Source organism: Chthoniobacterales bacterium (assembly GCA_036569045.1).
In the GTDB taxonomy this organism is placed as follows: domain Bacteria; phylum Verrucomicrobiota; class Verrucomicrobiia; order Chthoniobacterales; family JAATET01; genus JAATET01.
This window is the reverse complement of the sequence record DATCRI010000053.1, coordinates 16,052-36,132: the sequence shown is the minus strand read 5'-3', so window position 1 is coordinate 36,132 and position 20,081 is coordinate 16,052. Positions and strand designations below refer to the sequence as shown.

General features: G+C 63.7%; 21 protein-coding genes and 1 pseudogene. 19 read left to right on the top strand and 3 right to left on the bottom strand.

Annotated elements, in window-relative coordinates:
- The first annotated feature begins 8 nt into the window (after nt 1-8).
- The 6 genes from VIM61_10060 to ssb all read left to right on the top strand — a co-directional run bounded on the left by VIM61_10060 (nt 9) and on the right by ssb (nt 4,316).
- The gene (locus VIM61_10060; GenBank protein HEY8900743.1) at nt 9-1,232 is read left to right on the top strand and encodes an MFS transporter; all 1,224 of its coding nucleotides are present in this window, start codon (nt 9-11) and stop codon (nt 1,230-1,232) included.
- Nucleotides 1,233-1,310: 78 nt separating this feature from the next.
- The gene (locus tag VIM61_10055; protein ID HEY8900742.1) at nt 1,311-2,264 is read left to right on the top strand and encodes a ribose-phosphate pyrophosphokinase; all 954 of its coding nucleotides are present in this window, start codon (nt 1,311-1,313) and stop codon (nt 2,262-2,264) included.
- 20 nt (nt 2,265-2,284) lie between these two features.
- Nucleotides 2,285-2,911, top strand: coding sequence for a 50S ribosomal protein L25 (locus tag VIM61_10050; protein HEY8900741.1), 627 nt, complete (start codon nt 2,285-2,287; stop codon nt 2,909-2,911).
- Between the two features lie 48 nt (nt 2,912-2,959).
- Entirely contained in the window at nt 2,960-3,517 is a 558-nt protein-coding gene (gene pth, locus VIM61_10045) for an aminoacyl-tRNA hydrolase (protein HEY8900740.1), read from the top strand.
- A gap of 4 nt (nt 3,518-3,521) precedes the next feature.
- The gene (locus VIM61_10040) at nt 3,522-3,827 is read left to right on the top strand and encodes a 30S ribosomal protein S6 (protein HEY8900739.1); all 306 of its coding nucleotides are present in this window, start codon (nt 3,522-3,524) and stop codon (nt 3,825-3,827) included.
- A gap of 24 nt (nt 3,828-3,851) precedes the next feature.
- Complete coding sequence (ssb, locus tag VIM61_10035) at nt 3,852-4,316, top strand: single-stranded DNA-binding protein (GenBank protein HEY8900738.1); 465 nt, start codon at nt 3,852-3,854, stop codon at nt 4,314-4,316.
- A gap of 60 nt (nt 4,317-4,376) precedes the next feature.
- Here the strand turns inward: ssb and VIM61_10030 are convergent, their stop codons facing one another.
- On the bottom strand, nt 4,377-5,180 hold the full coding sequence (locus VIM61_10030; GenBank protein ID HEY8900737.1) for a fumarylacetoacetate hydrolase family protein: 804 nt from the start codon (nt 5,178-5,180) through the stop codon (nt 4,377-4,379).
- A gap of 6 nt (nt 5,181-5,186) precedes the next feature.
- Nucleotides 5,187-7,985, bottom strand: coding sequence for a phosphoenolpyruvate carboxylase (locus VIM61_10025; GenBank protein HEY8900736.1), 2,799 nt, complete (start codon nt 7,983-7,985; stop codon nt 5,187-5,189).
- A gap of 510 nt (nt 7,986-8,495) precedes the next feature.
- On the opposite strand from VIM61_10025, the gene VIM61_10020 reads away from it, so the two are divergent.
- The 7 genes from VIM61_10020 (at nt 8,496) to VIM61_09990 (ending at nt 13,758) form a co-directional block, all read left to right on the top strand.
- Nucleotides 8,496-8,903 (top strand): hypothetical protein, encoded by a 408-nt coding sequence (locus VIM61_10020; GenBank protein ID HEY8900735.1) that lies wholly within the window; start codon nt 8,496-8,498, stop codon nt 8,901-8,903.
- A gap of 69 nt (nt 8,904-8,972) precedes the next feature.
- On the top strand, nt 8,973-9,383 hold the full coding sequence (locus tag VIM61_10015; protein HEY8900734.1) for a hypothetical protein: 411 nt from the start codon (nt 8,973-8,975) through the stop codon (nt 9,381-9,383).
- A gap of 237 nt (nt 9,384-9,620) precedes the next feature.
- The gene (locus VIM61_10010; protein HEY8900733.1) at nt 9,621-9,830 is read left to right on the top strand and encodes a cbb3-type cytochrome oxidase assembly protein; all 210 of its coding nucleotides are present in this window, start codon (nt 9,621-9,623) and stop codon (nt 9,828-9,830) included.
- The gene (locus VIM61_10005; protein ID HEY8900732.1) at nt 9,827-11,317 is read left to right on the top strand and encodes a cbb3-type cytochrome c oxidase subunit I; all 1,491 of its coding nucleotides are present in this window, start codon (nt 9,827-9,829) and stop codon (nt 11,315-11,317) included. The genes VIM61_10010 and VIM61_10005 overlap by 4 nt, the downstream gene beginning before the upstream one ends.
- Nucleotides 11,314-11,949 (top strand): cbb3-type cytochrome c oxidase subunit II, encoded by a 636-nt coding sequence (locus VIM61_10000; protein HEY8900731.1) that lies wholly within the window; start codon nt 11,314-11,316, stop codon nt 11,947-11,949. The genes VIM61_10005 and VIM61_10000 overlap by 4 nt, the downstream gene beginning before the upstream one ends.
- Nucleotides 11,946-12,689, top strand: a complete 744-nt coding sequence (locus tag VIM61_09995; protein HEY8900730.1) for a cytochrome c — start codon at nt 11,946-11,948, stop codon at nt 12,687-12,689. The genes VIM61_10000 and VIM61_09995 overlap by 4 nt, the downstream gene beginning before the upstream one ends.
- A gap of 43 nt (nt 12,690-12,732) precedes the next feature.
- Nucleotides 12,733-13,758 (top strand): HD domain-containing protein, encoded by a 1,026-nt coding sequence (locus tag VIM61_09990; protein ID HEY8900729.1) that lies wholly within the window; start codon nt 12,733-12,735, stop codon nt 13,756-13,758.
- A 147-nt stretch (nt 13,759-13,905) separates the two neighbouring features.
- Here VIM61_09990 and VIM61_09985 read toward each other — a convergent pair whose 3' ends face one another.
- Entirely contained in the window at nt 13,906-14,925 is a 1,020-nt protein-coding gene (locus VIM61_09985; GenBank protein ID HEY8900728.1) for a glutamine synthetase beta-grasp domain-containing protein, read from the bottom strand.
- 258 nt (nt 14,926-15,183) lie between these two features.
- Between VIM61_09985 and VIM61_09980 the strand changes: the two genes are divergently transcribed.
- From VIM61_09980 to lptE, 6 genes and pseudogenes are all read left to right on the top strand, one after another.
- Complete coding sequence (locus VIM61_09980; protein ID HEY8900727.1) at nt 15,184-15,654, top strand: serine/threonine protein phosphatase; 471 nt, start codon at nt 15,184-15,186, stop codon at nt 15,652-15,654.
- The gene (locus tag VIM61_09975; protein HEY8900726.1) at nt 15,566-16,411 is read left to right on the top strand and encodes a protein phosphatase 2C domain-containing protein; all 846 of its coding nucleotides are present in this window, start codon (nt 15,566-15,568) and stop codon (nt 16,409-16,411) included. The genes VIM61_09980 and VIM61_09975 overlap by 89 nt, the downstream gene beginning before the upstream one ends.
- Before the next feature lie 245 nt (nt 16,412-16,656).
- A complete protein-coding gene (locus VIM61_09970) occupies nt 16,657-17,640 on the top strand; it encodes a DNA-directed RNA polymerase subunit alpha (GenBank protein HEY8900725.1) in 984 nt (327 codons plus the stop codon).
- Between the two features lie 41 nt (nt 17,641-17,681).
- Nucleotides 17,682-18,053: pseudogene (rplQ, locus tag VIM61_09965) on the top strand (50S ribosomal protein L17).
- A 325-nt stretch (nt 18,054-18,378) separates the two neighbouring features.
- Nucleotides 18,379-19,560 (top strand): tetratricopeptide repeat protein, encoded by a 1,182-nt coding sequence (locus VIM61_09960; GenBank protein HEY8900724.1) that lies wholly within the window; start codon nt 18,379-18,381, stop codon nt 19,558-19,560.
- Nucleotides 19,557-20,075 carry an LPS assembly lipoprotein LptE gene (gene lptE / locus VIM61_09955; protein HEY8900723.1) on the top strand — a complete coding sequence of 173 codons (519 nt, stop codon included), beginning with the start codon at nt 19,557-19,559 and terminating at the stop codon, nt 20,073-20,075. The genes VIM61_09960 and lptE overlap by 4 nt, the downstream gene beginning before the upstream one ends.
- Nucleotides 20,076-20,081 lie beyond the last annotated feature (6 nt).

The window sequence follows — 20,081 nt, the reverse complement described above, 5'->3', positions numbered from 1 at the left end:
CGTTCGACATGACGACCAAGCGCGCCCAGTTGGGCATCATTTTCCTCACGATCCTGATCGACATGATCGGGTTTGGAATCGTCATTCCCGTGCTGCCGATCTACGCGGAAACGTTCCATGCGACGCCGCTACAGAACGGCCTGCTGGTTGCGATTTTCTCATTCGCGCAATTTCTGGCCGCGCCGTTGTGGGGCCAGATTTCCGATCGCGTCGGTCGCAAGCCGGTCCTCTTCATCAGCATCCTCGGCACAGCCGCGGGCTTTCTCATGATGGGTCTCGCGGGCTCGCTCGCGATGCTCTTCCTCGCGCGACTCATCGACGGGGCGGCTGGCGGAAACATTGGCACCGCGCAGGCGTATGTGGCCGATATTTCCACGCGGGAGGAGCGCGCGAAGGCGATGGGGCTCATTGGCGCCGCCTTCGGGTTGGGCTTCGTTTTTGGTCCGGCGATCGGCGGCCTGGTGGGAAAACTGTTTGGGCTGCACGCTCCGTTCCTGCTCGCCGCAGGCATGGCGCTGGTGAATGCAATCCTCGTCCTCGTGATCCTGCCGGAGAGCCTGCCGAAGGAGCGCCGTGGCGGGCAGGTGCGCGAGTCGATCTTTGCCGTCTTCCAGCACAGCAACGGCCGCGTGTATGCGACCGTCACGGCCACATATTTCTGCCTCATCACGGGTTTCTCGATGATGACGATGGTCTTCGCGCTGTTTTTGCTTCACCGCTTCGACCTCGATGAACTGCACACCGGCGGCATGCTCGCGATGGTCGGTCTCGTCGGGGCGATCATTCAGGGCGGCCTGATCGGGCGGCTCGTGAAGCGATTTGGCGAGGCGCGCCTGGCGACGGGCGGCGCGGTCGTTTTGTCGATCGGACTTTTCGCGCTGCCGCTCGCCTCGGGGATGATGTCGCTCGTGATCGCCTGCATCGCCGTCGCGATCGGGAACAGTCTGCTGATGCCCACGCTCACGGGCATCGCGTCACGCAGCGTCGACCAGAACTGGCAGGGGCGCGCGCTCGGGTTGCTGCAAAGCGCGGGCTCGCTCGCGCGATGGATCGGTCCGGCGCTCGCCGGTTTGCTGCTCTCGTTCGACGTGGGGCGCGCGAAGGAATTCTATGCCCGCACGCCGTTGTGGGCCGGCGCCGTGCTCGTGGGTCTCTCGATTTTTCTCACGCTGCTTTTGCCGCGGACCGCGGAGGTCGATTCCGTGCCGGCGGACGAGCCATCGACGGCCTGACGCGCCGGAAGCGCACGTGGCAGATATTTTGGCATTGCCAGCTTGCAGTGCCACCGTAGCATTCACCGGGCCGCTCCCATGTTTCGACCCACCGCCGAATTAAAAATCTTCACCGGCACGGCCCATCGCGCCCTCGCCGAATCCATCTGCAGCTACCTCGGCGTCCCGCTCGGCGAGGCTTCCGTGAGTTCCTTTCCGGATGGAGAAACCTTCGTCAAGATCAACGAGAACATTCGCGGTCGCGATGTGTTCATCGTGCAGCCGACCTGCCCGCCGACGAACCAGAACCTCATGGAGCTGCTCATCCTCGTGGATGCGGCCCGGCGGGCGAGCGCGGCGCGCATCACGGCGGTGATTCCCTTCTTCGGCTACGCCCGGCAGGATCGCAAGGATCAGCCCCGAGTGCCGATCACGGCAAAGCTCGTCGCGAATCTCATCGTCGCCGCCGGCGTGCAGCGAGTGCTCACGATGGATCTCCACGCGCAGCAGCTGCAGGGCTTTTTCGACATTCCGGTCGATCATCTCTACGCCCTGCCGGTGATGATGGAGTATCTGATGAGCCGGAAGCTCGAGAACATCGTCGTCGTTTCGCCCGACGTCGGCGGCGTGAAGATGGCCCAGGCCTACTCCCAGGCGCTCGGCACGAGCCTCGCCATCGTCGTGAAGAAGCGGAAATCCGCGACCGAGACCGAGGCCTCGCACGTGATCGGCGATGTCTACGGACGGAACGTCCTCATCGTGGACGATCTCACCGAGACAGCAGGCACCATCACGAACGCGGCGGCTATTTTACGCGATCGTGGCGCCATGGAGATTTATGCTGGTGTTTCGCATGCCGTGTTGACAGATTTGGCGGTTGAACGATTAAAGGTCTCTCCGATCAAGGAGTTGATCACCACCGACAGCACACCGGTTCATTCGGGTGCGGTCAGCTGCGTCAAGGTGTTATCGATAGCCGAGCTGTTGGGCGAAGGCATCAAGCGCATCCACGAAGACAAATCGGTGACGTCGCTCTTCCAATTGAAGAAATAAACCGAACAGACATTCCCGTTATGGCCAAGCAAGTGAAACTCTCCGCCCGTCCGCGCCCCGAAGCCGGTCGCAATGCGGTCAAACAAGTCCGCGCCCGTGGCGCCGTGCCCGCCGTGATCTACGGCGCTCATGAAACTCCCGCCAATCTCGAGGTGGACCGCAAGGCCATCGAGAACGTCCTCGCCCACGCGGCGAACGAGCACGTCCTCGTCGATCTCGACATCGACGGCGCGAACAAGCTCTCCCTCATCCAGGAGATCCAGCGTCATCCCGTCCGTGGCACGATCCTGCACGTGGATTTCCACGCGGTCTCCCGCACCGAGACCGTCGCGTCCGAAGTGCCGATCGAGCCCACTGGCGAAGCGGTCGGCGTGAAGACCCATGGCGGCCTGCTCCAGCAGCAGCTCCGCACGCTCCACATCGAGTGCCTTCCGCAGAACCTTCCCGACCTTCTCACCGTGGACGTTTCCGCCCTCGAGATCGGCGCGTCGATCCACGTGAAGGACATCCAGCTTCCCGCTGGCGTCACCTCGGTCACCGACGGCGACATCACCGTTTTCCTCGTCTCCGAGCCGAAAGTCGCGGAGGAAGCCACTCCCGCCGCGGCCGCTCCCGAGGTTCTCAAGGAGAAGAAGGCGGAAGCCTAAGGCGCCTCTCCGCGCCTCGCTCGCATGGAGGGTTCTCGCTTTCGCCTTGTGGCTGGACTCGGGAACCCTGGCCGGGAATATGACCGCACCCGCCACAACGTTGGATTCCTCGTCGCGGACGCGCTTGCGCGTCGGGCGGGGTCGACGTTTGCGCACGAGCCGAAGTGGAATGCCGACATGGCCCGCGTCGGCGACTGGACGCTGCTGAAGCCCATGACCTTCATGAACCTCAGCGGCGAATCCGTCGGCGACTTTTGCCGGTTTTACAAGCTCGAGCCCTCGCAGGCGCTGGTGGTGATCGACGACGTGGCCCTTCCGCTCGGCCGGCTGCGACTTCGTGGCACGGGCAGCGACGGCGGGCACAACGGTCTCGCCTCCGTCCTCATGCATCTCGGCACCGAACAGGTGCCGCGGTTGCGTGTCGGCATTGGCTCCGTCACGAAAAATTCGCTCGTCGGTCACGTCCTCGGTAAATTCACCTCCGAGGAACAGGCCGCGCTCGACGAGGCGGTGGACCGTGCGGCGGATGCCGTGGAGTTTGCCCAGGCCAACGGCTTTGCGGCCGCCATGAACCGATTCAATCCCAATAACGACCCCAAAAACTGACACCATGAAAAAACGATACGAAGCCCTGCTCGTGCTCAACACGCGCGGCAAAGAAGACAGCGCCAAGGACATCATCGAACGTCTCGAAAAGGATTTCGCCGCCGAAGGCGTGACCGTCGAGCAAGTGCAGCGCCTCGAGCGCCGTGAGTTCGCCTACGAGCACAACCACCAGAAGTCCGGCTACTACGTGAACTTCATCATCGAGACCGATCCGGTTACGCTCGAGAAGCTCCGTGGCAAGTTCAAGCTCGACGCGGATGTGACCCTGCAGAACTATCTCGTCCTGCCCGCCGCCAAGGCCGCGGCCTAATCCGTCTCCCGCTCGAAGCACCCCATGGCCAGCGTCAATAAAGTCATCCTCATCGGGAATCTCACGCGTGACCCCGAGATCAAATACACGCCGAAAGGCACCGCCGTCACCGACCTCGGCCTGGCGGTCAACCGTTTCATTCCCGCCTCGGAAGGCGGCGAGAAGCGGGAGGAGACGACGTTCATCGACGTGACGCTGTGGGGCCGCACCGCTGAGGTCGCGCACGAATACGCCAAGAAAGGGCAGCCTCTTTACGTCGAGGGCCGTCTGCAGATGGACACGTGGGACGACAAGCAGACCGGCCAGAAGCGCAGCAAGTTGAAGGTCGTCGGCGAAAACATCCAGCTCCTTGGAACCAAGGGTGGCGGTGGTGGCCGCAGCAGTGGTGGTGATTACGATGATGCGCCGCCCTCGCGCCCGCCGCAGCGTTCGGCACCGCCCGCATCGCGCCCGCCAGCCGAACCTGAGGACGACGACATTCCGTTCTAAGGACAGGCGCCTTTCGAAAAGGGCCGCGACTCCGACTGGAGATCGCGGCCTTTTTTGTGATCAGGGCTCGGCGATTACGGGGTTCGTGAGCCGGCCAATGCCGTCGATCTCGATGGTGACTTCATCGCCGGGATGAAGGAAGCGTGGGGGCGTTCGCGCCATGCCAACGCCGGACGGGGTGCCGGTGAGAATGACGGTGCCTGGGCGGAGCGTCGTGCTGCCGCTGAGAAAGGCGATGAGCGTCGGCACGTCGAAGATCATGTCGCCGACGGTGCTTTCCTGCATGACTTCGCCACTGACCGTCGTGCGCAGTCGCAGCGCGGCCGGATCGGGAATCTCGTCGGTGGTGACGAGGCGTGGGCCGAGCGGGCAGAATGTGTCGAAGGTCTTGCCGCGGCACCACTGGCTGCCGCCGTGATCCTTCTGCCAGTCGCGAGCGCTCACGTCGTTTGCGCAGGTGTAGCCGAGCACGTAGTCGAGGGCCTTTTCTGCCGTGACGTTTTTGCACGAACGGCCGATCACGACGGCGAGTTCACCTTCGAAGTCGACGCGCTCGCTGGCGAGGTGGCTGGGAATCTCGATGGGCGCGCCGGGATGCTGGAGCGCGGCCGATTGCTTCATGAACAGGACCGGATGCTTTGGGATCTTTGCACCGGTTTCGGCAGCGTGCTGTCGGTAGTTGAGGCCGATGCAGAGAATGGCTGCTGGCTCGACCGGGGCGAGAAGGGTGCGCACGTCGGCAGTTTCCGGCGTGACGTCGAACGCGCCGAAGATGTCACCGCGAATGACGAGGGCGGAACCGTCCGGCTGCTCGGCGGCGTAGCGAACCACGCCGCCGGCATCGAGATGCCGAATGATCTTCACGGCCGCCTAGCCGGTGGTGCGCAGGCCGCTTGCGATCGCGTTGACCGAGAGAAGCACGCGCGGCAGCAGGGCGGCGGCCTCCTCGGGCGTCGGAGCCGATCGCCAGGCGCGCAGGAGATCGATCTGGCGGCGGTGCAGGACGGCAAGAGCGTCGGCGCGGCGCTGGAGTGTGTTCAGCATGCGCGGGCGGCGGTCTTCGAGGCGGCCCTGGAAGATGTCGTCGAGCATGGTGCGGGTCTTTTCGAACTCCGCGGTGATGCGACCGAAGAAGGATTCCCGGATGGCCGGATCGGGCACGAGATCCGCGTAGGCGGCCATGATGCCGAGGTCGGCGCTCGCGATATTCGTCTCCACGTTTGTGAGGACGTAGTAGAGCACCGGGTATTTGCGGAGGTTCGTGCGGAGTTCCGCGAAGGCTTCGGGTTTGGTTTTTGCGAGCGCTTCGAGGCCGGAGCCGACGCCGAACCAGCCGGTGAGGTAATAGCGGGACTGGTTCCAGCTGAAGACCCACGGGATCGCGCGCAGGTCGGCGAGCGTGCGGCGGCCGGTGCGACGCGCCGGGCGGGAGCCGATGCGAGTGTTCTCGAGCGCGTCGATGGGGGTCGCGTAGGAGTAGAAATCGGTGAAGCCCTCGGAATGCACGAAATCCTGATAGGTCTTCGTGCTGGCCTTCGTGAGGATTTCCCAGACCTCGTCACTCTCGGGCTTCGGAGCGGCGTCGGGACTGCTTTGCTCGATGGAAACGGCGGCGACGCCGGCGAGCAGGAGCTCGAGGTTGAAGGCGGCGGTGGGGAGGTTCGCGTATTTCTGCGCGATGGTTTCGCCTTGTTCGGTGAGGCGGAAGTCGCCCTGGATACTGCCGGTGGGCAAGGCGTCGAGGAAGCGGTGGATCGGGCCGGCTCCGCGGCTGATCGTGCCGCCGCGACCGTGGAAGAAGCGGATCTGCATGCCGGCTTCGTCAGCCGTCTGGGTGAGCGCGCGCTGGGCCTTGTAGAGCGCCCATTGGCTCGAGAGGATGCCGCAATCCTTGTTGCTGTCGCTGTAGCCGATCATCACCTGCTGGATGGGCCGCGCGGCCATGCGGGCCGGCATGCTGCGACGCTGGTTGCGCTGGTGGATCAGGCTGGGCTTCGTGAGCGGATGCGCCATGAAGGCGGCCATGAGACCGGGACTGCGCTCGAGATCGTCCTGCGTTTCGAAGAGTGGCACAACGGGCAGGTCGCAGACGAGCTGGCCATCGACCCAGCGGGTGAGGCCGGCTTCGCGGGCGAGCACGTAGACGGCGAGCAGGTCGGAGAGCGACCGAGTCATGCTCACGATGAGAGCGCCGATGCCGCCGCTGCCGTATTTGTTGAGGTGCGCGCGAAGCACGCGGTAGCAATCGAGCACGGCGTCAGCCTCGGGCGCGATGCGGGAATCGGAGAAATGGAAGGGGCGGGGACCGGTGAGTTCCTTCGTGAGGAACTCCACGCGCTTTTCCTCGCTCCAGTTCGCGAAGTCGGAGTCGGCAAATCCCGCGGCGGCGAGGATCTGGCTGATCGCCTTGTCGTGGAACGAGCTGTTCTGGCGAATGTCGAGCGAGGCGAGGTGAAAGCCGAAGACGTCGAGCGTGCGGCGGACCGGCCACACGGCGCTGAGGGCGAGGCGGTCCGCGCCAATGGCGACGAGCGAGTCCTGCAGCACGGCGAGGTCGGCGTCGAGCTGCTCGGCGAAGCGGTAGGAGCCGGGCTTTTCGACGATGCGGGCGTTTTCGTCGCGGTTCTCGTCGAGCGGCAGGCGCTCGCGGAGAAGGAGGACGTATTGGAGCCAAGGTTCGTCGGCGTGAGCGCGGCGGATCGTCGCGACGCGGGCGGGGTCGACGAGAGCGGCGATCCCGGCGAGAGCTTCGGCGAAATCCGCGGGAGCCGGCTGCACGAGCTCGGAGAGCGGCAGGGCCGCGGCGAGGTGGCGCAGACCGCGGTCGAGCACGAGAAAGGCGCTGCGACGCAGCTCGGTGAGCGTGTCTTCGGTGACTTCGGACGTGACGAACGGGTGGCCGTCGCGATCACCGCCGACCCATGTGCTGAAGCGGGGACGCGGCCAGGCGGAATGCGAGGCGAGCAGCTCGGCGGGAAATTCCGCCGCCGTCCAGGCCTCGGCGAGCGACTGGTCGAGCAGAGCAACGGCGCGAGGAAAGACATCGCGGAGGTGGAACATGATGCCCGTGCGCTCGGTGGCGATCTCGGGCTTCTCAAGAAGGATTTCGCCGGAGCGCCACAGCCGCTCGAGGGCGACGGTGAGCGATTCGCGCAGGCGCTGCCGCTCGGCGGGAGATTGCGCCGGGGAGTCGATGGCCTCGAGCAGGCCGTTCAGCACGCGGTGCTGGGCGAGCACGGCGGGACGCTTGGACTCTGTCGGATGCGCCGTGAGCACGGGCTCGACGCGCACCGTGGGCAGAACTTCGGCGATCTGTTTTGCGGTGAAGCCACCCTTCCTGAGGCGGCGCAGATAGTAGGCCCAGGTGCCGGTGTTGTCGGAAGACTGATCGGCAATCTCGCGGAGGCGGCGGGTGCGGCCGGCGGCGCATTCCTCGACCATGTTCAGGAGCTGGAACGCGATGGAATACGCCTGTTCGACCGATTGAGAATTCGCGGCGACCGCGGCATCCGGCGAGGCGCCGGGCTGCCAGGGAAGCAGTTTTGCGGTTTCGCCCTCCCCGAGGGTCACCAGAACGGCGGCGAGCCGCTCGATGAGATATTGGATGTCGGCGTCGATCTTTGCGATGCCGGTGGAAATGTAATCAGAAGGTTCCCCGTGTGCTGCCATTCTGGGTTGCTACTTAGAGCGGACGGCGTGCCAGTCGGCAACGATGATCTGCGGAAACTGGGAATCGCCAGCGGCCGCCCCGAATTTTCGAGGAGTCCGAACGGCCGACGGGGCATCGTTCAGCGGCCTGCGATGGCCATTTTCCGACGGCGCTGGCGCCAGAGAACAAGCAGCCATGCGAGCGGCCCGCTTTCTTCGTCCACGCGCGAACGTGACGATCTCGTCAACGTCCCACGCCCGCCGTCCCTGCGAAAATCCGGCCAGGGGGACTGACCGTCGGCGGGCGGTTAGAAGAGCCCGAGGACCTTGAGGACGACCACGACGACGACCACGACACCAATGATGTAGAAGATGCTGTTTCCCATGACGCTGGTGTTCGCGTCGCGGCAATCTGACACGTGGGTGTTTTTTTCCAGAAACGCAAAATTCGCGAAGGCGCTGTCTGGGCGCGGACCGAGGGTCAGGGGTTGTCCTGACATCAGGGTGGGGACAAACACGCGTTTCTCGGATATGAACAAGATTCTTTCTGCGGGCGTGCTGGGTGCGGGGCTGCTTCTTTCGGGATGTGAAACGACGGTGGTGCCTGGGGGATATGGCGGAGGCCCCGGGTATGTGGAGGAGGGGCCCGTCTATGTCGACGGCGGCTACCGCGATCGCGACGATAGCGACCGCTATGACTCGCGGCATGAAGATATCCAAGAGCGTAACGTGAACCGGACAACGGTGAACGAAACGAACGTGAACACGGTGAATGTCACGAACGTGAATCGCTCTCGCGAGAAAACGCGGAATCGATCCCGGGGCAACGCCTCCGAGCACCGGGCGCAAAGCTCCTCGCCCCACGCCGCTGTGAAAGTGCCGAATCCTCCGCCTGCGAAAAAGAAGCAGGGGAAGGGTAAGAAAGTCGACGATCATTGATCGTTGGTCCCGCATCGGCATGCGGATGGAGTCTTGTCGATACGGGGCGTAAACAGTTAGGGTTTTGAAATGAGGATTTTCCGGAAGATCCGTCTGGAGCGGCTGGCTGCCAAACTGATCCTGCTCGGCACGGCGGGGCTGATGATCGGCCTTTTCGGGGGAGCTCCTTCGATCGTGGCGGATCTTCAGGCTCAGCGCGAAAACGATGGTGTGGCGCTGCGGCAAAGGAAAATCTACGAGGCGATTCTGCTCGCGGCCGAGCCGGATACCGCAGCGAAGGCGATCAAGTTGCGCGATCTGCGCGATGAGAGCCGGTCGTTCTACGATGCGCAGAAGCTGAAGACGCCGGCCCCCTGGCAGTGGGCGGTGACGATCCGGAGCGGCCTCGTGGTTCTGACCGGGCAGGCGCTCAATGCCCTCGGGACTCTGAGACTGCCGAAGTTGCAGAGTCCGCGCCACCGCTCGCGTTCCTCCTTTTAGGGGAAACCGGACCGGCCAGCCGCGACATCAATCGGCGGGTTGTCGGACGCGCATTTTGGCGGCATGGTGGTCGGCGATGTCCCTCAGCCGTGAATCCGCTCGCGCGAGTTCTGCACCCATGTCCGCCTCGAAGCGGGCGGGGGCATTCCTGCTCGCACTGGGGATGATGGGACTTTTTTTTGCCGTAACGTGCGGACTGCGCTGGCTCGGTGCCGGGAGATTCTGATGGAAGCGGGCGTGATCCTCCTGATTCTCGGGCTCGGGCTGCTGGGCGGCAGCGCGGTGCTGGCCTGCTCGTGGGCGGCTCGTGACGGACAGTTCGAGGATCTGGAGTCCGCGGCGCGGGTGATCTTTGACGCCGAGGAACTCGCGGAATACGACGCGGCGGCGGAAGCGGCGCGCGGAGGTCACGACGCGGGCGAGGAGCTTCCGGGAGGGCGGCTTTGAGCAACGATCCTCCGGACACCGCCAGCCAGATCGAGCGAGCGGAGATCGACCGTTCGCTGCGCGGGCCGGTGTTGTTTTTCTTCGCGTCCGGCGTGGCATGGCTGCTCGCTGGCTCGCTGCTGGGCGTGCTCGCGGCTTGGAAAATGGTCTTCCCCGGGCTGCTGGATTCGGCGGACTGGCTGACCTTCGGCCGCGTGCGACCGGCGCACCTGAACATCGTGATCTACGGCTGGGCCTCGGCCGTGGGCATCGGCGTGGGCATCTGGCTGATGGCGCGGCTTTGTCGGGTGGCGCTGCGGCATCGCGGACTGCTGATCGCGGCCGGCGTGGCGTGGAACGTCGGCGTGGCCGCGGGAACGGCGGGAATTCTGGCAGGGCAGAGCCGATCGATCGAATGGCTGGAGTTTCCCGGCTGGGCGACGCCGATTCTTTTCATGGCCTACGCGTGCATCGGCGTGTGGGGCGTGGTGATGTTCCACTTTCGTCGGCCGGGGCATGTGTATGTCTCGCAATGGTATCTGCTGGCGGCGTTCCTGTGGTTCCCATGGCTCTATGCGACGGCGAACATTCTGCTGATCTGGCAGCCGGTGCAGGGCTCGGTGGTCGGTGCGGTGAACTGGTGGTATGGGCACAACATCCTCGGGCTGTGGTTCACGCCGATCGGTCTGGCGAGCGCGTATTACATGATCCCCAAGGTGCTGGGGCGGCCGGTGCACAGCTACTATCTGTCGATCCTCGGCTTCTGGTCACTGGCGCTTTTCTACAGCTGGAATGGAATGCATCACCTCATCGGCGGGCCGTTCCCGGCGTGGATGGTGAGCGCGAGCGTTGTGGCGAGCGTGATGATGTTCGTTCCCGTCATCGCGGTGGCGATCAATCACCACCTGACGATGCGCGGGCATTTTGACGCGCTGCGGTGGAGTCCGACGCTGCGGTTCACGGTCTTTGGTGCGGTGACTTATACGGCGGTGAGCCTGCAGGGCAGCCTGATGGCGATCCCGTCGCTGAACAATCTCACGCATTTCACGGACTACACGATCGGGCATGCCCACCTCGGCCTGTATGGCTTTTTCACGATGACGATGTTCGGCGCGATGTATTACATCGTGCCCCGGCTTGTTGGCTGGGAATGGCCCTCGGCGCGAATGATCCGCTGGCATTTCTGGCTCGCGGCGGGGGGCATCGGCCTGATGTTTGCCTCGCTCACGCTCGGAGGATTTTTTCAGGGACTCGAACTCAACGACCCGCAGGTCGCCTTCCTGACGTCGGTCCAGGTCGTCGCGCCGTTTCGGTTCGTGCGGGCGCTCTCGGGCATCCTGCTGGCAGCGGCGCATTTCGTTTTCGCGATTTTGTTCGTGCAGATGTTGCTGCGGCGCGGCGGAGAGCGGGAAGGCGCGACGTTGCTGGCGGAGGTGGGATCGGCTTATGAGAGAAAGCGGGAGCGTCGTTCGCCGCCACCCGGAGGAGGCGAGGTGCCGGAGGTATGAACAGGTTGCCGATCCTCTTCGTGGGAATTCTTGCCGTCTTCGCGACGTCCTGGCTGGGGCTGGTGGCGTATCCGTTTCTCCAGCTCGGGAACCTGAAACCGGAGCGGTCCGCGGCGACCGGTGAACTCGTGCCGGCGCCATTGACGGGGAGCGCCATGGCGGGATCGCGCGTCTATGCCGAAAACGGCTGCATCTACTGTCACAGCCAGCAGGTGCGGCCGGCGTGGCTTTCGACCGACATCGAGAAAGGCCTCGGCACGCGGCAGACGGTCGCGCGGGATTATCTGCAGGAACGCCCGTCGTTCCTCGGCACAATGCGCACCGGGCCGGACCTCGCAAACATCGGCGTGCGCCAGACCGACGTGCGCTGGCACTACGCGCATCTTTACGAGCCTCGCACCGTGTCGCCGGGGTCGATCATGCCGTCGTTCCGCTTTCTTTTCGTCGAGCGGCCGATCGGAGCGAGCCCGAATCCCGAGGCGCTTGTCGTGCGCGGCCCGCACCCGCCGCGCAAGGGCTACGAAATTCTTCCCACGCAGGAGGCGAGGGATCTCGTGGCGTATCTGCTCTCGCTCCGGCGGGAGGATCCTCTGCCCGAGGTGGCGTCACCGCCGCCATCTTCCGCGCCATGAGTCCGCCCGATCCCGCAAGATCCGACGACGAGAAATTCGTCGAGCCGCCGATCCCTCCGGCCGAAGGAGAGATCGATCTCGTCCGGGTGCACGGATCGATCCTTCGCGAGCAACACGAGCCCCGCGAAGGTCGCGAAGGCGTGCCGCTGTGGTTCGTCACGCTCATCATGATGCTTGTTTTCTGGTGCGGACTTTACCTGGCGAACAACGCCGGGGGCTTCCGCGCCGACGTCTTCAATCCCTCGAAGACCCTCGCTGCGCGCAAGCCGGCTGATCCCGCAACGCTCGGGCAGCGCGTGTTCGTGCGGAATTGTGCCGTGTGCCATCAGGCTGATGGTCAGGGGATCATGCGCCAGTATCCGCCGCTTGCGGGGAGCGAATGGGTGCTCGCGCAGGAATGGCGTGGCGACAATCATCTCGTGAACATCCTCCTGCACGGTGTGGAAGGCGCACTGACCGTGCGGGGGCAGGTTTACAACGGCGCGATGCCCCCATGGAAAATTCTGCGCGACGAGGATCTCGCCGCGGTGCTGAATTATCTCCGCACATCGTGGGGCAACTCTGCCCCGCCGATTTCGCCGGACTACGTCAAACGTCTCCGCGAGCAATCCGCCACCCGCTTCACGCCGTGGACGCAGCGCGAGCTCAAGGGGCTTCCGCGCGAGATCGCGCCACCGCCGGCGAAAGATGCGAAGCTTGGCATCCCGTCAATCGCATCGCCGGCCGGGCAAGAGCATTGACCGCCGGCGGCCCTGGTGGGCATGTAGGGGGATGGCTGGCGCGATGACAATTTCCGCAGTGCGCGGGGCGGCGAAGGACAAGGCAATGTATGCCGAGCTGCACGCGCAGGTCGAGCAATGCACGCGCAAGGAGGGCTCGAACGGAAAGCCCTTCTGGGAGTTGCGACTGCGCGATGCGAGCGACAGCCTCACGCTGCGCGTGTGGAGCGATTCGCCGAACGTGCGCGTGTGCGAGGAACTCGACGACGCGGACTGCGTCGCCGTCGAAGGAGAGTTCTACGTGAATGGCGGCTTTGGTCTCGACGCGCGCCGCTGGGAATTGCGGCGCCTGATGCCGGAGGAGCGGGCCACGCTTTTCGAGGGCTCCGAGGCCGAGCGCGCGAAGGTCGACGAGGATTTTGCGTTCATCGAGCGCACGGTGGCCGCGGTGAGGGACCCCCGGCTGCGCGGCCTGGCCGGACATTTTCTGGAAACGGCCGGTGCACGCTTTCGGCGCGCGGCGGCGGCTCGCGTGAACCACCACGCCCGGCGCGGCGGCCTCGTCCAGCACACCGCGCAGATGATGCGGGCCGCGATGGCGCTATGCGATGTCTACAGCACGCTTAATCGTGATCTGCTCGCGGCCGGGGTGCTGTTTCACGACTGCGGCAAGCTCTGGGAGACGTGTCCGCCCGAGGAGGGTTTTGCGATTCGCGCGGATCTGCGGGGGGAATTGATGGGGCATATCAACATCGGCGTGGAGGTCGTGAACACGCTCTGGCGCGACCTGCCGAAGAAGGACTGGGAAGGCCTCGTGCCCGCGTCGGATGATGTTCGTTTGCATCTCATCCACCTGATTCTTTCGCACCATGGGGCGCTGGAGTTCGGCTCGCCGGTGCTTCCGAAAACGCCTGAGGCGATCGCCCTGCACTACATCGACAACCTCGATGCGCGGCTGGAAATGATCCTCCAGGCCTACGCGACGGGGAAGGAAACGGCGCCGGGAATGTTCGACTACGTGCGGACGCTGGGGGCCGGGCCGATCGCTCCGTTGCCGGCGTTTTTCGAGGTCGAGGCGGGCGAGGATTAAGGCCGGGGCAATTTGTCGAAACGGTGGCGACGGATCGGCAAGTCCGCCCAAGCGGAAACGCAAAAACGCCGCCTCGGTTGCTCGAGGCGGCGTTCGCTTTCGGAATCTCTCCCTTATCCCGATAGAGTCTTCCGGGTTCGCGACGGATTATTCCGTGGGAACCGTGGCGATCGTCTGCAGAATGCGGCTGGCGATCTTGTAGGGGTCACCCTGCGAGTTCGGACGGCGATCCTCGAGGTAGCCCTTGTAGCCGTTCGGAATGAAGCTGTTCGGCACGCGGATGGAAGCACCGCGGTTCGCAACGCCCCAGTTGAACTTGTCGATCGACTGGGTCTCGTGGAGACCGGTCAGACGCATGTGATTGTCCGGGCCATACACGGCGATGTGCTCGTTCTTGTATTTGTCGAACGCGTCCATGAGGGCGAGGAAGTATTTCTCACCGCCGGTGGTGCGCATGTATTCCGTGGAGAAGTTCGAGTGCATGCCCGAGCCGTTCCAGTCGGTGTCGCCGAGCGGCTTGCAATGGTATTCCACGTCCACGCCGTAGGCTTCGCAGAGGCGCTGGAGGAGGTAACGGGCGACCCAGACTTCGTCGGCGGCTTTCTTGGAGCCCTTGCCGAAGATCTGGAATTCCCACTGGCCCTTCGCCACTTCGGCGTTGATGCCTTCGTGATTGATGCCGGCGTCGAGGCAGAGGTCGAGGTGGGTGTCGACGATTTCGCGGGCAATGTCGCCCTGGGTGCCGTAGCCGACACCGCAGTAGTAACGGCCCTGACCTTCAGCCGGGAAGCCGCCCTTCGGGAAACCGAGGGGTGCGCCGTCCTTGTAGAGGAAGTATTCCTGCTCGAAGCCGAACCAGGTGCCGGGATCGTCGAGAATGGTCGCGCGGGCATTCGTGGAATGCGGCGTGCCGTCGGCGTGCATGACTTCGCAAAGAACGATCGCGCCGTTTTCCTTGGTCGTGTCGGGATAGACGCCGACGGGTTGGAGCACGCAGTCCGAGCTGTGGCCCTCGGCCTGCCGGGTGGAGCTGCCGTCGAAGCCCCATTTCGGGACGTCATCAAGTCCCGGGAAGCTGTCGAAATCCTTCACGAGGGTCTTGCCGCGGAGGTTCGCGACGGGCTCATAGCCGTCGAGCCAAATGTATTCCAGTTTATACTTCGCCATATTGGTGGGTTGCGGTGTCGATTTTTATACGGGCAATGGTGAATCGCCCGGGGTTTTGTTGTTCGATCTCCTGAAAAGCCGCTTTTGGAGCGAAAAGACAGGAGCTGAAATGTGTAGCAGGATCGATGCCATTTGCCTCCTCCTGATGGTCTCAAAATCCCATCGCAAGGGGCTGGCATCAGAAATGGAGAGGGGGGGAAGTCCGGCCGGGTTCCGGGCTTGCGCCGGGGGAGGAGAGACGCGAGTCTGGAAGCCGCCATGCAGCAGGTCAAAGACACGCTCCGCGCGACGGTGCGCATCAGCTTCGACGGTCGGGTCTACAAGACCTTCCGCGGACCGAAGGCGGAAGAGCGCTTTGCGACCGAGGTGAAGGTTCTCCGGTATCTCGAGGAGCGCCAATGCCCGTTCGTTCCGCGCCTGCTGGAGTCGAATCCCGATACGCTGTCGATCGTGACGACGAATTGCGGGTCGCGCGTCGACCGGCTGGACGAGGGGCGCATGCGCGAAATTTACGCGGAACTCGAGGAATACGGTGTGCGACACGAGGATGCCGAGCTGCGCAACGTGACCTACCGCCAGCGCGACGGGCGCTTCTGCTTGATCGACTTCGAGTTTGCCAGCATCCTCGACGAACTGCCCGATGACCGAGCCTCTGGCCAACCCGACATCCCCGACGACCCACCTGAAATGGCACGGGTGGACGGACCAGGGGAGGGTGCGGAAGAATAACGAGGACTCCTTCCTCTGTCTGCAGTTCGACGCGCAGGAGGTGCGCTACCTTGGGCGTGTGGGCGAGGCCTCGACCGGGCGCGAGGATTTCGTGTTCGCAGTCAGTGATGGCATGGGCGGCGCCCTTGCCGGCGAATTCGCCAGCCGTATCAGTGTGGAAAAGATCACGCGCCGCCTTCCGCCCGCGTTTCGGCAGGCTGCGGCGGGAATCGACGCCGGCTTCGACGACGTTCTCACCGCGCTTTTTACCGATATTCACCGCGCGCTCCTCTTTCTGGGCGGGAGCTACGAGGAATGCGCCGGCATGGGCGCCACGCTCAGCCTGTGTTGGTTCACGCCACGCTGGATGTATCACGCCCACATCGGCGACAGCCGCATCTACTACCTGCCGGCGGCGGGTGGCATCAGGCAGCTCTCTGCGGACGACACGCACGTCGGCTGGCTGTATCGGAACGGGAAACTCAACGAGCGCGAGGCTCGCAATCATCCCGGCAAGCACTCTCTCCAGCGGGCGCTCGGCGCCGGGCATCAGTTCGTCGATCCCCACCTCGGCGCGGTGGGTTTCGAGTCCGGCGACCGCTTCCTGCTCTGCACCGATGGGCTGGTGGACGGCCTGTTCGACTCGCAATTCGACGATTACCTCCGCGATCCCCGGTTTGTTGCCGCGGACGAAAATCCCGCCCGTCGGCTGGTGAATGCCGCGGTGGCGAGTTCCGGTCGCGACAACACCACAGCGATGGTGATCGAGATCGCGTAGACGGGGAGGGGGCTTGGAAATTCTGCCGGCTAAAGATTTTTCTTTACCCGGGAGGATTGCGGTGCCACGTTTTCCGGCTCGCGCGAAGAAATTGAAAACCCTTTCGCCGTTGGTCCCTGGGTGAATGTCCTCGACATTCATCGTTCGCGTCAGGGGGAACCCGGTGAGAACCCATTAAAGTGTTGCCGCTCCCCGCGGGCGGTTTCTCGAAAACCATCATGCCAGTTCGTCTCGGTCGTTTTGAAATGCCCAAGTCCCTTGCCCGGGATGAGGCCACCCTCACGGAAACCTACGGCAAGTTCATTGCCGAGCCCTTCGATGCCGGCTACGGCCACACCATCGGCAACTCGCTGCGCCGCGTGCTCCTCTCCTCGCTGGAAGGCGCCGCGATCACCTCGGTCAAGATCGAGGGCGCGCCCCACGAATTCACCGCCCTGCCCGGCGTCGTGGAAGACGTGGTCGACATCATTCTCAACCTCAAGAAGGTCAAGCTGAAGGCCCACGACGGTGGCGACATTCGCAACCTCACGCTTTCCGTGAACAAGGAAGGCGCGGTCACCGCCGGTGACATCGCCGCCAGCAATCAGGTCGAGGTTCTCAATCCCGACCAGCACATCTGCACGCTCGACAAGAAGCAGAAGTTCGACGCCGAGTTCGAAGTCCGCGTCGGCCGCGGCTTCGCAACTGGCGACGAAAACAAGCGTCCCGACCAGCCGATCGGCGTCATCGCCATCGACTCGATCTTCTCGCCGGTCACTCGCGTGAAATATGCGGTGGAAAACACCCGCGTGGGCCAGCGCACCGACTACGACAAGCTCGTCATCGAGATCTGGACCGACGGTCGCATCACGCCGGACGACGCGCTGCTCCAGTCCTCCGCGATTCTTCGCAAGCACTTCGACGTGTTCGTCAATTACGACGATTCCCAGGTCGAGTTCGACGAGACCCCGCAGGAAGTCAGCCAGGAAAACAGCCGCCTCAAGAAGCTCCTCAACATGAGCGTCAACGAGATCGAGCTCTCCGTCCGCGCGGCGAACTGCCTCAACAATGCGAACATCACGACCGTCGGCCAGCTCGCGCAGAAGTCCGAAGCCGAGATGCTCAAGTATCGCAACTTCGGCAAGAAGTCGCTCAACGAAATCAAGGACAAGCTCGTGCAGCTCGGCCTTGGCCTCGGCATGAAGTTCGAGGCTGGTCTCATCGACCTGCCCGCCGAGCCGATCGCCTGAGTCGCGACCGCAACCCCGTTTAACGTCCACCGTCACCATCCATGAGACATCGTAAGAAAACCGTGAAACTCGGCCGTTCGCAGGCGCACCGCGACGCGCTCCTCGCGAATCAGGTCGTTAGCCTGATCGAGCACAGCCGCATCAAGACCACGCTCGCCAAGGCCAAGGCCGTCCGCCCCTTCGCGGAGAAAATGCTCACCCTCGGCAAGCGCGGAGACCTCCATGCCCGCCGTCTGGCCGTATCCTATCTCGGACAGAAGGACGCCGTGAAGAAGCTGTTCGAAGAGGTCGCGCCCCGCGCCGCCTCCCGCACCGGCGGCTACACCCGCATCATCAAGCTTGGGCCGCGTCAGAGCGACTCCGCGCCGATGGCCTACATCGAGTGGGTCGACGTCGCCGTTGAGGCGGAAGCCGTCGTTGTCGAGGAGAAAAAGCCCGCCAGGAAGGCGTCGGCGAAGAAAGCTCCGGCCGTGATCGAAGGCGAAGCCACCGAGGCCGCGCCCGCCAAAAAATCCGCTGCGAAGAAGACGACCGAGGAATAAAAAACCCGGATCGAACGTAAACGCAAAGCCACCGGCGGCGAGCCAGTCCCGCGAGAACCCCCTGGGTTTCCGCCCGCGACTCGTCCGCCGGTGTTTTGCGTTTCGGCAGGATGACATGCGCAGACTTTTTTCGCGCGTGATCCCGGCCATCGTTCCCTTGACGCCTCTTTCGGCACTCAATACGTTCACCCTCCACATGTTCCGAGGTATTGGCACCCTGAGCGCTCGGCGCGCGTTGACTACGACGACGATCCTTGCCCTCTGTCTGGGTGCGCCCCTTTCCGCTTCCGCTCAAAATCCCGCTCCGACGGCAGATTCTGCCGCCGCGACGGACCTGTATCTGGCCGCGCGCACGGCTGACGAAGGCGGGAATGCCAACGCCGCCATCGAAGGCTACCGGGCCGCGTTGAAAAAATATCCGCTCGCGCCCGAGGCTTCGACCGCCCAATACCGGCTCGCCGAATTGCTCGAGGCCCAGGGTGATCTTTCCCGCGCTTTCAACGCCTACCAGGCCCTCCTCACGCGTTATCCGGACACGCCGAATTTCGAGCGTGCCGTCGCCGCGCAAGTCGCCATCGCCAACAAATATCTCCAGGGCCGCCAGCAGAAAGTCCTTGGCGTGAACGTCGGCAATTCCGCCAAGCGCGCGCAGGAGATGTATACGAACATTCTGTCGAACGCGCCGTTCAGCAAATACGCGCCAGTGGCGCAGTTCAATCTCGGCCTCTCCTACGAGAAGCAGAGCCAGCCCTTCGAGGCGATCAAGGCCTACCAGAAGGTGCTCGATACCTACCCGAACAGCGACGTCGACGACGACGCGCTCTACCAGATCGCCTACGTTTACCTGCGAATCGGTCTCGCGCAGAAGTCGCAGGATCTCTCTTCACTCATCCAGGCGCGAAACACGTTCGAGGACTTCCTGATCGAATACCCGAACAGCGAAAAAGCCCCGCAGGCCAAGGAAAACCTGGCTCGGCTCGGCGGCGAGGAGGCCGACGACGTTTTCCGCATCGCGAAATTCTACGAATTCAGCAAGGACCTGAAGTCCTCCGTCATCTATTACAATGATGTGATCCGGCGTCAGCCCGGCACCAAGCAGGCCGAACTCGCGAAGTCCCGCATCGAGGAACTTCGCAGCCAATACGGGGACGACGCCCTGCGCACCGGTCCCGAGAAGGCCGAAACCGGCGAGAAGGCCCGCCTGCGCCGCCGTCTCCAGGCTCAGGTCGAGACTTCCTCGCTCTCCGATTACGCCGGCCCGCCGAAGCGTGACATCGTCCCCGACGAACTGCCGGTGCAAAGTGGCCCGCAGATGCGCACGAACGTCGACGACGTGAAGCCCCTTCCGGCCGTGGAACCCGGCCTGCCTACCGAATGAGAACACCCGTCGCCGCCCTTGTCTTGCTCGCCAGTTTTGCGCTCACGTCCCTTTCCGGCTGTGGTTATCGCCTGGGTGCGGTAAAGCCTGCGCAGCTCGCGAACGTCACCAAGATCGCGATCCCGACATTCAAGAACAAGACCTACCAGCCTCACATCGAGGTGCTGATGGCCGACACGACGATCAAGCAATTCCAGCAGGACGGCACCTACGAGATCGTGCCCGACGATCGCGCCGACGCCATCCTCTATTGCACGGTCGAAGACATTGTCCGCCGGCAGGCGCGCGCGGTGCTTTCCAATGTGCTCGCGACCCGCGAGTTCTCGCTCAAGATGACCGTGGAATACGAGCTCACCGACCGCGTGACCGGGGCAAGGATCATGTCCGGAAAATTCAACGTCGATACGTCGTTCTACACGAACAACGATCTCGCCACCGACCAGCGGCAGGCCATCGTGAACGCCGCCCAGGAAGTTGCCGTGAAGCTCACCGGTGAGATCACCGAAGGCTTCTAGCCATCG

Excerpts from the sequence above, each read along its gene's own strand:
- VIM61_10060 (HEY8900743.1), top strand. The coding sequence starts at position 9 with ATGACGACCAAGCGCGCCCAGTTGGGCATCATTTTCCTCACGATCCTG.
- VIM61_10055 (HEY8900742.1), top strand. The coding sequence starts at position 1,311 with ATGTTTCGACCCACCGCCGAATTAAAAATCTTCACCGGCACGGCCCAT.
- VIM61_10050 (HEY8900741.1), top strand. The coding sequence starts at position 2,285 with ATGGCCAAGCAAGTGAAACTCTCCGCCCGTCCGCGCCCCGAAGCCGGT.
- VIM61_10040 (HEY8900739.1), top strand. The coding sequence starts at position 3,522 with ATGAAAAAACGATACGAAGCCCTGCTCGTGCTCAACACGCGCGGCAAA.
- ssb (HEY8900738.1), top strand. The coding sequence starts at position 3,852 with ATGGCCAGCGTCAATAAAGTCATCCTCATCGGGAATCTCACGCGTGAC.
- VIM61_10025 (HEY8900736.1), bottom strand. The coding sequence starts at position 7,985 with ATGGCAGCACACGGGGAACCTTCTGATTACATTTCCACCGGCATCGCA.
- VIM61_10020 (HEY8900735.1), top strand. The coding sequence starts at position 8,496 with ATGAACAAGATTCTTTCTGCGGGCGTGCTGGGTGCGGGGCTGCTTCTT.
- VIM61_10015 (HEY8900734.1), top strand. The coding sequence starts at position 8,973 with ATGAGGATTTTCCGGAAGATCCGTCTGGAGCGGCTGGCTGCCAAACTG.
- VIM61_10000 (HEY8900731.1), top strand. The coding sequence starts at position 11,314 with ATGAACAGGTTGCCGATCCTCTTCGTGGGAATTCTTGCCGTCTTCGCG.
- VIM61_09995 (HEY8900730.1), top strand. The coding sequence starts at position 11,946 with ATGAGTCCGCCCGATCCCGCAAGATCCGACGACGAGAAATTCGTCGAG.
- VIM61_09990 (HEY8900729.1), top strand. The coding sequence starts at position 12,733 with ATGACAATTTCCGCAGTGCGCGGGGCGGCGAAGGACAAGGCAATGTAT.
- VIM61_09985 (HEY8900728.1), bottom strand. The coding sequence starts at position 14,925 with ATGGCGAAGTATAAACTGGAATACATTTGGCTCGACGGCTATGAGCCC.
- VIM61_09980 (HEY8900727.1), top strand. The coding sequence starts at position 15,184 with ATGCAGCAGGTCAAAGACACGCTCCGCGCGACGGTGCGCATCAGCTTC.
- VIM61_09975 (HEY8900726.1), top strand. The coding sequence starts at position 15,566 with ATGACCGAGCCTCTGGCCAACCCGACATCCCCGACGACCCACCTGAAA.
- VIM61_09970 (HEY8900725.1), top strand. The coding sequence starts at position 16,657 with ATGCCCAAGTCCCTTGCCCGGGATGAGGCCACCCTCACGGAAACCTAC.
- VIM61_09960 (HEY8900724.1), top strand. The coding sequence starts at position 18,379 with ATGTTCCGAGGTATTGGCACCCTGAGCGCTCGGCGCGCGTTGACTACG.
- lptE (HEY8900723.1), top strand. The coding sequence starts at position 19,557 with ATGAGAACACCCGTCGCCGCCCTTGTCTTGCTCGCCAGTTTTGCGCTC.